This is a genomic window from Halomonas ventosae, assembly GCF_004361885.1.
Taxonomy (GTDB): domain Bacteria; phylum Pseudomonadota; class Gammaproteobacteria; order Pseudomonadales; family Halomonadaceae; genus Halomonas; species Halomonas ventosae_C.
Window position 1 is genome coordinate 39655 of sequence record NZ_SNWH01000001.1, and the last position, 13406, is coordinate 53060.

13 protein-coding genes and 1 other RNA gene are annotated in these 13406 nt (G+C 67.0%); 13 read left to right on the forward strand and 1 reads right to left on the reverse strand.

Annotated elements, in window-relative coordinates; translation table 11 throughout:
• Nucleotides 1-124: 124 nt before the first annotated feature.
• The 10 genes from ffs (at nucleotide 125) to DFO68_RS00225 (ending at nucleotide 8118) form a co-directional block, all read left to right on the forward strand.
• Nucleotides 125-221: signal recognition particle sRNA small type (gene ffs, locus DFO68_RS00180), an RNA gene on the forward strand.
• 333 nt (nucleotides 222-554) lie between these two features.
• On the forward strand, nucleotides 555-1514 hold the full coding sequence (locus tag DFO68_RS00185) for an ABC transporter substrate-binding protein (RefSeq protein WP_133480885.1): 960 nt from the start codon (nucleotides 555-557) through the stop codon (nucleotides 1512-1514).
• Between the two features lie 47 nt (nucleotides 1515-1561).
• A complete protein-coding gene (locus DFO68_RS00190; RefSeq protein WP_133480887.1) occupies nucleotides 1562-2443 on the forward strand; it encodes an ABC transporter permease in 882 nt (293 codons plus the stop codon).
• Entirely contained in the window at nucleotides 2440-3234 is a 795-nt protein-coding gene (locus DFO68_RS00195; protein ID WP_133480889.1) for an ABC transporter ATP-binding protein, read from the forward strand. Before DFO68_RS00190 ends, DFO68_RS00195 begins: the two co-directional genes overlap by 4 nt.
• Before the next feature lie 168 nt (nucleotides 3235-3402).
• On the forward strand, nucleotides 3403-5199 hold the full coding sequence (gene dnaX, locus DFO68_RS00200) for a DNA polymerase III subunit gamma/tau (RefSeq protein WP_133480891.1): 1797 nt from the start codon (nucleotides 3403-3405) through the stop codon (nucleotides 5197-5199).
• Nucleotides 5200-5252: 53 nt separating this feature from the next.
• A complete protein-coding gene (locus DFO68_RS00205) occupies nucleotides 5253-5579 on the forward strand; it encodes a YbaB/EbfC family nucleoid-associated protein (protein WP_133480893.1) in 327 nt (108 codons plus the stop codon).
• Between the two features lie 22 nt (nucleotides 5580-5601).
• Nucleotides 5602-6207, forward strand: a complete 606-nt coding sequence (gene recR, locus DFO68_RS00210) for a recombination mediator RecR (protein ID WP_133480895.1) — start codon at nucleotides 5602-5604, stop codon at nucleotides 6205-6207.
• Nucleotides 6208-6233: 26 nt separating this feature from the next.
• Nucleotides 6234-7361, forward strand: coding sequence for a ribonuclease D (rnd, locus tag DFO68_RS00215; protein ID WP_133480897.1), 1128 nt, complete (start codon nucleotides 6234-6236; stop codon nucleotides 7359-7361).
• Nucleotides 7358-7669, forward strand: coding sequence for a YcgL domain-containing protein (locus DFO68_RS00220; RefSeq protein WP_133480899.1), 312 nt, complete (start codon nucleotides 7358-7360; stop codon nucleotides 7667-7669). The genes rnd and DFO68_RS00220 overlap by 4 nt, the downstream gene beginning before the upstream one ends.
• A complete protein-coding gene (locus DFO68_RS00225; protein ID WP_133480901.1) occupies nucleotides 7669-8118 on the forward strand; it encodes a YcgN family cysteine cluster protein in 450 nt (149 codons plus the stop codon). The genes DFO68_RS00220 and DFO68_RS00225 overlap by 1 nt, the downstream gene beginning before the upstream one ends.
• A gap of 4 nt (nucleotides 8119-8122) precedes the next feature.
• Here DFO68_RS00225 and DFO68_RS00230 read toward each other — a convergent pair whose 3' ends face one another.
• Nucleotides 8123-10243: a S9 family peptidase gene (locus tag DFO68_RS00230; RefSeq protein WP_133480903.1), complete on the reverse strand. Its 2121-nt coding sequence runs from the start codon at nucleotides 10241-10243 to the stop codon at nucleotides 8123-8125.
• Nucleotides 10244-10314: 71 nt separating this feature from the next.
• Here DFO68_RS00230 and DFO68_RS00235 point away from each other — a divergent pair, with 71 nt between their 5' ends.
• The 3 genes from DFO68_RS00235 (at nucleotide 10315) to DFO68_RS00245 (ending at nucleotide 13397) form a co-directional block, all read left to right on the forward strand.
• Nucleotides 10315-10761 (forward strand): hypothetical protein, encoded by a 447-nt coding sequence (locus tag DFO68_RS00235; RefSeq protein ID WP_133480904.1) that lies wholly within the window; start codon nucleotides 10315-10317, stop codon nucleotides 10759-10761.
• Between the two features lie 100 nt (nucleotides 10762-10861).
• On the forward strand, nucleotides 10862-12616 hold the full coding sequence (locus DFO68_RS00240) for a vWA domain-containing protein (protein WP_243726368.1): 1755 nt from the start codon (nucleotides 10862-10864) through the stop codon (nucleotides 12614-12616).
• Entirely contained in the window at nucleotides 12609-13397 is a 789-nt protein-coding gene (locus DFO68_RS00245) for a class II glutamine amidotransferase (RefSeq protein ID WP_133480909.1), read from the forward strand. Before DFO68_RS00240 ends, DFO68_RS00245 begins: the two co-directional genes overlap by 8 nt.
• Nucleotides 13398-13406 lie beyond the last annotated feature (9 nt).

Consider the following 13406-nt stretch of genomic DNA (forward strand, 5'->3'; position numbering starts at 1 on the left):
CGAGTCGACTCGAGTCAGCCGGTCCTTGTGGCCGGCGGCAGGCACTGCTATAGTATGTCCCCTCGATCACGGCGTGCGCCGGAGTCGAGCGAGCGATGCCTTGGGCATCCTGCTGTGGTGGCCCCGTCGGTCCTCCCGCAACGCTAGACCGCAAACCCCGCCAGGCCCGGAAGGGAGCAACGGTAGTGGTGGACGCGTGTGCCGGGATGTGGCTGTCGGGGCCACCTCCATTTTGAGGCCCTTTATTTTGCAGGTCTTTGAGTCGAGGGCGCTTCTCGCCGCCGGCTTGGTCGACAGCATGATCCGTTGCGGCAACCCTTCCTGCTTGTGTCTGATTTTGATAGGAGAATCCGCCAGCGGTTATTGCCGCTCGCTATCATCCGCTGCATTTGCTCATGGCGCGTCGGTCGATGCGTTGCCTGCCCTCCTGCAACGCGGGGCAGTGAAGGCCCAGGAGACTGACGTTCGTTGTATGCGCCTATTGGCCGCGCTGGGGAAGCGCGCTAAGGTGCAGGCTCAGTTTTTCAACTCCACAAAAAAGAAGGAACCCCATGATGCGGCGTCCAATCCTCTCCGCGGTACTGTGTTCCATGCTGATGGCCGGGGTGGCTCAGGCCGAAACCGTCAATCTTGGCATCACCCAGATCGTCGAGCACCCGGCGCTGGACGCCAGTCGTCAGGGGGCGCTGGATGAGCTAGCCGAGCGCGGTTATGTCGAAGGAGAGAATCTCGAGATCGACTTCCAGAACGCCCAGGGCAATCCCACCATCGCCGCCCAGATCGCCCGCAAGTTCGCCGGCGACCGCCCCGACCTGGTGCTGGCGATCAGCACCCCCTCGGCCCAGGCCGCGGCCGCTGCGTTGCAGGATGACACTCCCATCGTCTTCACCGCGGTCACCGACCCGCTGCTGGCCAAGCTGGTAAACGACATGGACGCCCCCGGCGGCCATATCACCGGCGTGGTCGACGCGCCGCCGCTTCAGGCGCAGCTGCAGCTGATCCGCGACATGTTCCCGGAGGCCGAGCGTCTCGGCATCCTTTATAACCCTGGCGAGGCCAACTCCGTCTCCCAGGTCGAGAAGCTCCAGGCGATGGCTCCCGAGTTCGGCTTCGAGCTGGTCGAGGTGACCGCCTCGCGCACCTCCGAGGTGATGGGCGCGGCACGCAGCCTGGCCGGTCGCGTGGACGCCATCTATGTGCCGGTGGACAACACCGTGGTCTCCGCCCTGGAAAGCGTGCTCAAGGTCAGCTACGACGCCGACATCCCGGTATTCACCGGCGACAACTCCTCGGTGGAGCGCGGCGCCCTGGCCTCCCTGGGCTTTAGCTACTACGACATGGGCCGCCAGACCGGCGCGATGATGGCCCGCATCCTGAGCGGCGAGAAGGCCGGTGACCTGCCGGTGGGTACCGTGGAGAAGCTGGAGCTGATCCTCAACCGCGGCGCCGCCGAGCAGATCGGCTACGATATCCCGGCCGAGTTCGAGGAGCAGGCGGTCGAGATCTTCGACTGAGGCATGACACCGGGGAGGGGTAGCCCTCCCCGTCACGGAAAGCATTCATGAGTCTTATCGCGTTTCTTGGGGCCATCGAGCTTGGCCTCATCTTCGGTTTTGTCGCCCTCGGCGTCTATCTCTCCTTCCGCGTCCTCGACTTCCCCGACCTCACCGTCGACGGCAGCTTCCCGCTGGGTGCCGCCGTGGCGGCGGTATGGATCGTGGGTGGCGGCAACCCCTGGGTGGGCACGGCCCTGGCCGTGATCGCCGGTGGCATGGCTGGTATCGTCACCGCCTGGATGGCGGTGAAGCTCAAGATCCTCAACCTGCTGGCGTCGATCCTGTCGATGATCGCGCTCTACTCCATCAACCTGCGCATCATGGGGCGGCCCAACATCGCCCTGCTCACCGAAAGCACCATCTTCACCCCGCTGGAGACGTTGCCGCTGAGCCGCTACATCGTCTATCCGCTGGCGATCCTGGCAGGTCTCGCCGTGGTCACCGCGCTGCTCAACCGCTTCCTCACCAGCGAGGTCGGCCTGGCGATGCGCGCCACCGGCGAGAACCCGCGCATGGCCTCGGGCAACGGCATCAACACCTCGGTGATGGTGCTGGCCGGCATGGCGCTCTCCAATGCCCTGGTGGCACTGGGCGGGGCGCTGTTCGCCCAGAGCCAGGGCAGCGCCGACGTGACCATGGGCGTGGGGACCATCGTGGTGGGGCTGGCCGCGGTGATCGGCGGCCAGTCGCTGATCACCGGGCGCACCATACTGGTGGCCACCCTAGCCTGCATCTTCGGTTCCATTCTCTATCGCCTGATGGTGGCGGTGGCCCTCAACGCTGACTTCATCGGTCTGCAGGCCCAGGACCTCAACCTGGTCACCGCGCTGCTGGTTGGTTTCGCCCTGGTGCTGCCGCGGTTCAAGCGCAGGAGGCGCGTCGCATGATCGAGCTCCACGACATCCACGTCACCTTCAACCCCGGCACACCGCTCGAGAACCATGTTCTCAAGGGGATCGACCTGACCATCGATGAGAGCCAGTTCGTCACCGTGATCGGCGGCAACGGCGCCGGCAAGTCGACCCTGCTCAACGTGCTGGCCGGCGAGATCATCGCCCAGCCCGGACGGGTGCTGATCGGCGGCCGCGATGTCACCCGCCTGCCCGCCTTCCGGCGCTCCGACCTGGTGGCGCGGGTCTACCAGGACCCGCTGGCCGGTACCTGCGGCACCCTCACCCTCGAGGAGAACATGGCCTTGGCCTTTGCCCGCGGGCGGCGTCGGCGCCTGGGGCGGGCGCTGGACGGCGCGCTGCGCCGCCGCCTGCGCGACAACCTGGCCAGACTGGGGCTGGGGCTGGAGGATCGCCTCGACGACAGCATCGGCCTGCTCTCCGGCGGCCAGCGCCAGGCGGTCAGCCTGCTGATGGCGGCGCTGCAGCCCATGGAGATCCTGCTCCTCGATGAACACACCGCGGCGCTGGATCCGCGCATCGCCAGCTTCGTGCTGGAACTCTCCGCCGACATCATCCGCGAGCAGCGCCTCACCGCTCTGATGGTGACCCACAGCATGCGCCAGGCGCTGGACGTGGGGCACCGCACCCTCATGATGGACCAGGGCGAGGTGGCTTTCGACGTCAAGGGCGAGCAGCGCGCCGGCCTCGATGTGCCGGACCTGCTCAAGCTCTTCGAGCGCGCCCGGGGCGGGCAGGTTGACGATGACTCGCTGCTGCTGGGCTGAGCAGACACGCCACGCGTACCCCCTCCTGTTCATCACTGAGCGCCGCTTCCCGCTAGGCCCCCCGGCCGCTAGAATGATCGGTTCCAGGCAGGCATGGGGCTGGGGCATGGCAGGCCGTGGCCGCCGCCCTGCGCTGCCGTTCGCTTTATCGCAAGGATCCCGCGCTGCATGAGCTATCAGGTTCTGGCCCGCAAGTGGCGACCGCGTACCTTCCATGAGCTGGTCGGCCAGGAGCATGTCCAGCGTGCGCTGGTCAACGCCCTCGACCAGGGTCGTCTGCACCACGCCTACCTGTTCACCGGAACCCGCGGTGTGGGCAAGACCACACTGGCGCGGATCCTGGCCAAGTGCCTGAACTGTACGGCCAACGGTCAGGGCGACGCGGGCGTGACCTCGACGCCTTGCGGCGAGTGTGACAACTGCCGCTCCATCGACGAGGGACGTTTCGTCGACCTGATCGAGGTTGACGCTGCCTCGCGCACCAAGGTGGAGGATACCCGCGAGCTGCTCGACAACGTCCAGTACGCGCCGACCCAGGGGCGCTACAAGGTGTACCTGATCGACGAGGTACACATGCTCTCCACCAGCAGCTTCAACGCCCTGCTGAAGACCCTGGAGGAGCCCCCGCCGCATGTGAAGTTCCTGCTGGCGACCACTGACCCGCAGAAGCTGCCGCCGACGGTGTTGTCGCGCTGCCTGCAGTTTACCCTCAAGCACCTGCCGCCCGAGCGCATCGTCGGCCACCTGGCCAAGGTGCTCGAGGCCGAGGGCGTGCCCTGCGAGGAGAGTGCTCTGTGGTTGCTGGGCAAGGCCGCCGAGGGCTCCATGCGCGATGCTATGAGCCTCACCGACCAGGCGATCGCCTTCGGCCAGGGCGAGGTGCACCATGCCGATGTGGCGGCGATGCTCGGCACCCTCGACCACCGCCATGTGCTGGCGCTGGTCGAGGCCCTGGCTGCGGTGGATGCCCCTCGGCTGCTCGCCGAGGTGGTCGCCCTGGCCGAGCAGGGCCCGGACTTCGCCGCGGTGCTCGATGACATTACCGGCGTGCTCCACCGTCTGGCCATCGCCCAGATGGTGCCCGACGCCGTGGACAACGCCCATGGCGACCGCGAGGCGCTGCTCGCGCTGGCCGCCCGCTTTACCGCCGAGGACATCCAGCTCTACTACCAGATCGGCATCCAGGGCCGTGGCGACATGGCACATGCCCCGGACCTGCGCAGCGCCCTGGAGATGACCCTGCTGCGCATGCTGGCCTTCCGCCCCCAGGGTGTGCCGCGCCCCGCCCAGACGCCGCTGCCCATGCGCGGCCAGGGCGAGCCCGGCGGAGCGAGGCCGGCCGGAGAGGAGCCGCCCCCACCGGGCGGATCGGCTCCCGAGGAGAGCTCGTCACCTCGGCCTGCCCAGGCTGCGCCCGAGACCGCCGACAAATGTCCGGCGGCCAGCCCGCCTCCGGATGATGCGCCTCCCCCTTGGGTCGAGCGGGAGGATGAGGGTGCGAAGGCCACCGTAGCGCAGCAGCCCGATGCCTCTTCGGCGCCCCCGGCCCCTGCACAGGACCGCTTCGGCCATGCCGACTGGCTGGCTGCCTTCGATTCGCTGGGACTGGGCGGGCTGACCCGCAACCTGGCGGCGCACTGCATTGTAGAGGCCGACGACGGCGAACGGCTCACACTGCGTCTCGACCCCTCCCAGGAGGCGATGCAGGCCGAGGTCCATGTGACGCGTATTCGCGAGGCGCTGGCCGCCATCGGGGTCGAGCGACGCCTGGTCCTCGAGGCAGGGGTGTTGCCCGCGGAGCTCGAGCCCCCCAGGCAGCAGGCCGAACGCCTGGCCGCCCAACAACATGCCGAGGCGATTGAAGCCTTGAGCCGTGACCCCCATGTACAGAAGCTACAGCAGGCCTTCGGCGCGCGCCTGATCGATGCCACGGTCAAGCCCGCCGGGGCCGAAGCACGCGGTTGAGCCGCGTCGCTGCCACCGCAACCACCAACCACTAATTACGCGAGGACTCCGCCATGATGAAGGGTGGAATGGGTAACCTGATGAAGCAGGCTCAGGAGATGCAGGAAAAGATGCAGCGTGCCCAGGAGGAGGTCGCCAAGGCCGAGGTCCAGGGCGAGGCCGGGGCAGGCATGGTCAAGGTGACCATGAACGGCCGCCACGACGTGAGCAAGGTTGATATCGACCCCAGCGTCATGGAGGAGGATAAGGAGCTGCTCGAGGATCTGCTGGCCGCAGCCGTGAACGATGCCGTGCGCAAGGTCGAGGTCACCTCCAAGGCCAAGATGGAGGAGGCAACGGCGGGCCTGAATTTGCCGCCGGGCTTCAAGATGCCCTTCTGATTGACGCCGAAACGGACCGCCGATGAGCTTTTCCCCGCTGGTCGAAAGACTGATGGAGTCGCTGCGCGTGCTGCCGGGCGTGGGGCCCAAGACGGCCCAGCGCATGGCCATGCACCTGCTCGAGCGGGACCGTGACGGCGGCCGTCGCCTGGTGGATGTGTTGGGTGTGGCGCTGGAGCAGGTCGGCTACTGCCGACGCTGCCGGACCCTCACCGAGGAGGAGGTCTGCAGCCTCTGCACGAGCGCGCGACGCGACGACGAGCTACTCTGTGTGGTGGAATCTCCCGCCGACCAGCTGGCCATCGAGGAGGCCGGTGGCTATCGCGGCCGCTACTTCGTGCTGCACGGCCACCTCTCGCCGCTGGATGGCATCGGCCCCGAGGATATCGGCCTCGACCAGCTCGAGGCGCGCGTCGCCGAGGGCGGCGTGGAGGAGGTGGTGCTTGCCACCAACCCCACCGTGGAGGGCGAGGCGACGGCCCACTATATTGCCGCCCAGCTCTCGCCCCTGGGCGTTTCGCTCTCTCGGCTGGCCTATGGCGTGCCCATGGGCGGTGAACTCGAATACGTCGACGGTGGCACCCTGAGCCGCGCCTTCAATGGTCGCCTGCCCTTCCGGGGCGAGTGACGCCCCTTTCCCTGCCGGAATCCTGCATGCCCCTGACCCCCGAGATTCGCTGGATCGACACCTCCGAGGCCCTGGATGCCGCCTGCGCCGAAGTGGCCTCGGCCGACGTCATCGCCCTGGACACCGAGTTCTTCCGCGAGAGCACCTTCCATCCTGTGCCGGCGCTGATCCAGTTCAGCGCAGGCCCCCCCGCCTTTCTGGTGGACCCGCTGGAGGTGGAATGTACCCCGGCCTTTCGGCGACTGCTTTCAACCGGACCGCTCAAGCTGCTGCATGCCTCCAGCGAGGACCTCGAGGTATTCGCCCACTGGGCCGGCGTGCCGGTCGCGCCACTGGTGGATACCCAGATCGCCCAGTCGCTGCTCGGCAAGGTGCCCGCCATGGGCTACCAGAAGCTGGTGGAGTATTGGGTCGGCGAGACACTGCCCAAGGACGAGACCCGCTCCGACTGGCTCAAGCGCCCGCTCAGCGAGACCCAGCGCCTCTATGCCGCCCTCGACGTCGTCTACCTGCTACAGGTGTGGCATCACCAGTGCGAGGCGCTGGAGCGCCAGGGTCGACGGGCCTGGGTCGAGGCGGATTGTGCTGATCTGGTGGTCCAGTCGGCCCGCAGCGACGCCGCCGATGGCCAGTGGTACCTGCGTCATCGCCAGCTGTGGCGACTTTCACCCCGTCAGGTGGAGGCCTATCGACGCCTGACGCACTGGCGCGAGGGCGAGGCGCGCCGTCGCGATGTGCCCCGTGGCTGGCTGGTGCCCGACCGGCTGCTCTACGCTATCGCCGAACAGCTGCCGGAGAACCGCTTCGAGCTGGCCCGGGTCGAAGGCCTCAAGCCATCGCTGATCAAGCGTGAGGGCGATGAGCTGCTGCGACTGGTGCGCGAGGCGCAACACGTCGATGAGAACGTATTGCCGTCGGTACCGCTGTCGCCGATGGCCCCCGAGTTCAAGCAGCGTCTCAAGGCGCTCAAGAAGGTCGTCAATGCCGAGGCAGAAGCCCTCGGCGTGGCACCGGAAGTGCTGCTCAAGCGGCGCGACCTGGAGGCCCTGGTGGGCGCCGACCTCACTGAGCAGCCGTTGCCACTGCCCGGCGGCTGGCGCGGGGATCGGCTGAATGCGGCCCTGTCGGCGGCCCTCGAGGAGATTGCCCGATGAGCGATGACCGCATGCGGGGTGACAAGCTGCTCTGCGAGGTCTTCAAGAGTGCGCGCCAGGAGCAGTTGTATCTCTACGTGGACAAGCGCCAGGGCCTCGTGGAAGTACCCGAGGCGTTGCTCGAGCGGTTCGGTACGCCGTTGTCGGCGATGACCTTGATCCTTACCCCCGAGCGGTCGCTGGGGCGCGCTCTGGCCACGGACGTCATGGCCGCCATCCGTGACAAGGGCTATTACCTGCAGATGCCCCCGGCCAAGGAGGACTACCTGCTGGATATTTACCGCAGCCCCAGCGAGGCGCGCTACTGATGCGAGACCGGTTCTGGGAGCGCTTCGACCTGGCGGAGCTCACCGACGAGGAGTGGGAGGCGCTCTGCGATGGCTGCGGCCAGTGCTGCCTGCTCAAGTTCCAGGACGAGCAATCCGGCGACCTGGCGGTGCTCAATGTCGCCTGCGAGCTGCTGGATATCCACAGCTGTCGCTGCAGCGACTACGCCCATCGCTTCGCGAGGGTGCCCGACTGCACGCAGTTGACCGCCGCGCGCATCGACGACTTCCGCTGGCTGCCGAGGTCCTGCGCCTACCGGCGGGTGGCGGAAGGGCGCAAGCTCGCCGCCTGGCACCCGCTGATCGCCGGCGGGCCTGAACGCATGCACCGCAAGGGCATCAGCGTTCGCAGCTTCGCCGTCTCGCAGCGCGAGGTGCCCGAGGACGAGCTCGAGGAGCACATCATCGCCATCCTGCCCATCGACGGCTGAGCACTCAGCTATCGCGATGCGCTAGCCCCAGCGCCCAGAGGATGAAGGCGTCCTGTCGGGCGTTGTCGTGCCAGGCCTTGAAGCGTCCCGAGGCGCCGCCATGGCCGGCGGCCATATCGGTCCGCAAGAGGATGGGGCGGCCTGTCGACGTATCACCCTCACCGCCCGGGTGGCGGCTCAGTTCCTTGAGGCGCGCATAGAGCTTGGCGGGTTCCCAGTAGGGCACCCGGGTGTCGTGCCAGCTGCCTTGCAGGAAGACCGCCGGCCAGGGCTGTGCCGAGAGATTGTCCAGTGGTGAGTAGTTGCCGATACGGCGTCGTGCCTCGGGCTCGCGGGGATCGCCCCATTCGGTGTACTCCGCCGTGGTGAGCGGCAGGTCCGGGTTCTCCATGGTGCGCAGCACATCGACGAAGGGCACGTCGAGCACTGCGGCACAGAAGGCCTCAGGCGCTAGATTGAGGCTAGCGCTGACCAGCAGCCCTCCGGCACTGGCGCCATAGGCCGCGATACGCTCGCCGTCGCTGAAGCCCTTGTCGACCAGGGCATCGCGGGCAGCGAGGAAGTCGTGGAAGCTGTTCGCCTTGTGCTCGAGCTTGCCGGCCAGGTACCAGGGCTCGCCACGATCGCCGCCGCCGCGCACGTGCGCCACGGCAAAGGCCGCGCCACGCGTCAGCAGTTCCAGCCGGGCGACCGAGAACCAGGGGTCGAGCACCTCGCCATAGGCGCCGTAGCCGTAGAGCAGGGTGGGCAGGGGACGTCCGACCAGGTCGGCGCGCATCACTATCGAGACAGGAACCCGCTCGCCGTCGTGGGAGGTCGCCCAGAGCCGCTCGCAGGCCAGATGCTCGGGCGCGAGGTCGCCATGGAGGGGCTGTTGCTTGAGCAGGCGCCGCTGGCCGCTGTCAAGGTTCTGTTCGATCCAGGTCACCGGCAGGGTGAAGGACTCCTCGCGCAGCCGCAGCTGGCGGCTGTCGAAGTGCGGCGTGTCGCCGAGGGCCAGGCTGCAGGGCAGCTCCGGCAGTGGCAGTCGTTCGTCGCGGGTGATGGCGTGATCGGCATCCAGTTCGAGGACGCGCAGATGTACCTGAGCCTCGTGGTGGTCGCGTTCGGTGATCACCAGTCCCCAGTCGAAGGCATCGACGCCCTCCAGGGTGGCATCGTCGCGATGGGCGATCAGCGGCTGCCAGTGGGTAGCGGGGTCGACCTCGCTTAGCCGCTGCTCGGCCAGCACATCGAGCCGGAAGTGGGTAGCTGCGCGGTTATGCACTACATAGAAGTGGCCGGGGCGGTGGTCCAGCGCATACTCCACCCCGTTTTCCCGGGGACGGAAGCAGCGCGGTGCTGTGGCCGGCGCCCGGGCAGGGATCAGGTGACTTTCGCTGGTGTCCTTGGAGGCGCTCTCCACCACCAGCCACTCCCGGGAGCGGGTCTTGCCCAGGCCCAGCCAGAACTCCGGGTCCTCCTCGCGCAGCACCAGTGCCGGCTCGCCGGCCCTGCCGGCAGCGAGGGACACTCGCCAGATGCTCTCCGGGCGCTGGGTGGCATCATAGCGGGTGAAGAGCAGCGTGGCGTTGTCCTCGGCCCAGCCGATCTCGGGGCCGATCTCCTCGAGCAGCGCCCTGGGTTCACCACCGGGCAGGCGCTTGAGATAGAGCGTATAGGTCTCATCGCCGCGGGTATCCTCGCTCCAGGCCAGCCAGGCCTCGTCGGGGGAGAGGGCCATGTCGCCCACCTCGAGGAAATCGTGCTCGGCAGCCCTGGCCTGCAGGTCGAAGAAGCACTCCGCGGCATCGGGGTCGCCATTGGGGTGACGCCACCAGACCGGGTAGTCGGCATCCGCCGCCGTCTCGCTCCAAACCGTGAAGTGGTCCAGGGGTGTCTTCAGCCCGTGGACGGCGAGTTCACGGCGGGCCAGATGGCCGTGGTAGAGCCGCTCGACCAGCTCATCGAGGGGGGCGAACCACTGGCGTGACTCCTGATTGGCCGCTTCCAGGAAGGCACTGACGGCGGGATCATCGCGGTTCTCCAGCCAGTGCCATGCCGGGTCATCGGCGTGGCGGAAGCGAGTCACGGGATCGTCGGCGGGCCTGTCGTGGGGCTGGTTATGTGGCGGCTGTGCTTTCATGTCGCGAGATGTACCATACTCAGTGTATTTTCAAGAACGTGCATTGTAGATGCACCTGTCGCGAGGACGTGATGCTGATTTCAGATTCGACCTCCCTACTATGGCTGGTCTATGGCGTATTGTCGCTGGTGGTGCTGCTAACCGGCTACCTGGGGCTGGGTTTTTTGCCGCGCTTGCCGCGGTTGGTGATCACCTGGCTGGTGGCCGGGGTGATGTGGACGCCGGCACACTTCCGGCTGCCCTTGCTGGAAGAGGGCGAATTCTACACCGGCTTCGCCCCGGCGGCGGTGGTGGCGGCCGTGGCATTTCTCGAACACAACAGGGCGACCCTGGTGCCGGTTGCCGCGCTGCTTGCCGTGGGGGCCGGACTCGGCGCTCTGGTCGGACTGTTGCTGTGGTGGCGTGGCCGTCATCGAGGTACTCTCGACGAGGATCACTACAGGGACATGGATGACCAGGCGCCCGCCGCCCATCGCCGCGGTGGCCAGGGTGAGCGCAAGGAGCCGGTGATCGGCTAGGAGGCTGCCAATGGGCGGGTATGGCGAGGAAAGATCGCCTGGCTGGTTGAGCGGGATCCTGGCCATATGCTGTGCCCTGTGGGTGTGGGGTGGGCCAGCGGTGGCCCAGCAAGGCGGGGAACAGCGGCCGGATGTCCGGGTGGTGGTCGATGTCTCCGGCAGCATGAAGCACAACGATCCCGACCGATTGGCGCTCAGTGCCCTGGATATGCTGGTGGCACTGTTGCCCAACGGTGTTACGGCGGGCGTATGGACCTTCGGCGAGACGGTCGACAATCCCCTACCGTTAGATGAGGTAGATGCCGCCTGGCGCCAGCGTGCCCGGGCCCTGCCGCCTGCCCTGCAGGCCTATCAGCAGTACACCGACATCGAGCTGGCCCTACGTGAAGCGGCAATGGCCAAGGCCCAGGGCGGGCGTCATCTAGTGCTACTTACCGATGGCATGATCGATCTGCCGCCGCTACGCGGGGCCAAGCCCGGCATCGACCAGGCCTCGCGTCGGCGCCTGGTGGAGCAGTTGGCCAACGAGCTGGCCGAGCAGAACGTGACCCTGCATGCCATCGCCTTTTCCGACCAGGCCGATCTGGCGCTGGTGGAGCGGCTGGCTCAGTCCACCGGCGGGCTGGCATCGCTGGCCGAAAATCCCGAGGCACTGCTGGGGGCCTTCCTCGACATCATCGAGCGCATCTTCCCGTCGGATCAGGTCCCCCTGGAGGCGGGACGCTTCTTCATCGACGATGGCGTCGAGACGTTTTCCGCGTTGCTCTTCCATGAGCCCGACGATCTCCCCTTGGCGCTGATTGCACCGGACGGCACGCGCTACCGTGCCGCTGGGCTGCTGGATGATATCCGCTGGCAGGTGGCGCCACGCTTCGATCTGATCCAGGTGCCCAAGCCCCAGGTCGGCGAGTGGCGTCTGGAAGGGGTGGTGGGCGAGAGCAGTCGCGTTAATGTCGTCTCCTCGCGCCACCTGCGTACTGCCGATCTGCCGACCACCCTCTATCTGGGTTTTGAGGTGCCGGTGGAGGCCTGGCTGGAGCGCGATGGCGAACCCCCGGGTATCGGCAGCGAGGGGCTTTCCATGTCGATCCTGCTGCAGGACTTGACGGGTGTGATACAGTCGCGGGTCACCCTGAAAGCCGACGCCGGGCGCTTCCGGGGACGCCTGCCGGCGCCTGCCCTGACCGGCAATGCGCGCCTGGTGATTCGGGCCGAAGGGGAGAATTTCCAGCGCCAACGGGAGCAGGCAGTGAACGTGCTGCCGGCCATCGGAGCCGTGCATCGGCCCCGCGAGGGCCGGGTAGTGCTGGCCGCCAAGCATCCGCGGCTGACGCGCGACAATACCCGGATCCATGGCGAGCTGCAGGGCGAGCGACTCGAGGCCCGGCCGGTCGAGGAGTCGCGCTGGCATCTCGATCTGCCCGAGCTCGACGAGACGCTGAGTCAGCCACTGCGGCTCACGGCCACCATCGAGCTGGATGGCGAGGCGCGCGAACTGGCCCTGCCGAGGTTGCTGCTCAATCCTGATGGCCGTATCGGCATCGACCTAGCGGATGTGGCCGGCTCGACCCTTGGCACCCAGCGCTTCGCAGATGGGAGGCCTGACGATGCGTCGCCGCCGTCCGCCGAGACCATGGCCGACCGTTTCGTCGCCTGGGTCAATCGCCTGCCCGAGGCAGCGATTGACCTCTGGCAGGCGGGCATGCCGGGCCTGCAGCGACTATGGCAAGCGCAGCGTCGCGACCCGCGCCTATGGAGTGCCGTGGTGCTATTGGTGCTGGTGTGGCTAGTGGCCAGCCTGAGCCGGCGTCGTCGCAGGCGACGCCCACCCCGGCGGGAGGAACCCCATGTGTGAACTGCTGGGCATGAGTGCCAATGTGCCCACCGATATCTGCTTCAGCTTCACCGGCTTTCTGCACCGTGGCGGAGGCACCGGGCCGCACCGCGATGGCTGGGGCATCGCTTTCTACGAGGCGGGCGGCTATCGGGAGTTTCGTGATCCGCATCCCTCGGTGCATTCCCCCATCGCTCGGCTGATCTGCGACTATCCGATCAAGTCCAACATCGTCATCAGCCATATCCGCCAGGCCAATGTCGGCCAGGTACAGTTGGCCAATACCCATCCCTTCGTTCGCGAGATGTGGGGGCGCCCCTGGTGCTACGCGCACAATGGTCAGCTTGCCGACTGGCAGGCCTTGCCACTTTCTTTCTATCGTCCGGTGGGCAGCACCGATAGCGAACATGCCTTCTGCTGGCTGCTTGGCGAGCTACGCGGGGCCTTTCCCGAGCCGCCGGAGGATGAATGCCAGCGTCATGCCCTCCAGGAGACCCTGCACAGGCTCTGTGAGCGGCTACGTGGCCTGGGTGTGTGCAACCTGCTGCTGGCCGATGGCGACTACCTCTATACCTACTGTTCCACCAAACTGGCTCACATCACCCGCCGGGCGCCCTTCGGCCGGGCGAGCCTCTCGGATGCTGAGCTGACGGTTAATTTCGCTGAGCACACCACGCCCAACGATGTGGTCTCGGTGATTGCCACCGAGCCGCTCACCGACAACGAAGAGTGGGTGAGCATGATGCCCGGCGAGTTGCTGGTCTGGCAGGCGGGCATGATTCAAGCGCAGTTTAACAAGTAAGTTTCAATC

Excerpts from the sequence above, each read along its gene's own strand:
- DFO68_RS00185 (WP_133480885.1), top strand. The coding sequence starts at position 555 with ATGCGGCGTCCAATCCTCTCCGCGGTACTGTGTTCCATGCTGATGGCC.
- DFO68_RS00190 (WP_133480887.1), top strand. The coding sequence starts at position 1,562 with ATGAGTCTTATCGCGTTTCTTGGGGCCATCGAGCTTGGCCTCATCTTC.
- DFO68_RS00195 (WP_133480889.1), top strand. The coding sequence starts at position 2,440 with ATGATCGAGCTCCACGACATCCACGTCACCTTCAACCCCGGCACACCG.
- dnaX (WP_133480891.1), top strand. The coding sequence starts at position 3,403 with ATGAGCTATCAGGTTCTGGCCCGCAAGTGGCGACCGCGTACCTTCCAT.
- DFO68_RS00205 (WP_133480893.1), top strand. The coding sequence starts at position 5,253 with ATGATGAAGGGTGGAATGGGTAACCTGATGAAGCAGGCTCAGGAGATG.
- recR (WP_133480895.1), top strand. The coding sequence starts at position 5,602 with ATGAGCTTTTCCCCGCTGGTCGAAAGACTGATGGAGTCGCTGCGCGTG.
- rnd (WP_133480897.1), top strand. The coding sequence starts at position 6,234 with ATGCCCCTGACCCCCGAGATTCGCTGGATCGACACCTCCGAGGCCCTG.
- DFO68_RS00220 (WP_133480899.1), top strand. The coding sequence starts at position 7,358 with ATGAGCGATGACCGCATGCGGGGTGACAAGCTGCTCTGCGAGGTCTTC.
- DFO68_RS00225 (WP_133480901.1), top strand. The coding sequence starts at position 7,669 with ATGCGAGACCGGTTCTGGGAGCGCTTCGACCTGGCGGAGCTCACCGAC.
- DFO68_RS00230 (WP_133480903.1), bottom strand. The coding sequence starts at position 10,243 with ATGAAAGCACAGCCGCCACATAACCAGCCCCACGACAGGCCCGCCGAC.
- DFO68_RS00235 (WP_133480904.1), top strand. The coding sequence starts at position 10,315 with ATGCTGATTTCAGATTCGACCTCCCTACTATGGCTGGTCTATGGCGTA.
- DFO68_RS00245 (WP_133480909.1), top strand. The coding sequence starts at position 12,609 with ATGTGTGAACTGCTGGGCATGAGTGCCAATGTGCCCACCGATATCTGC.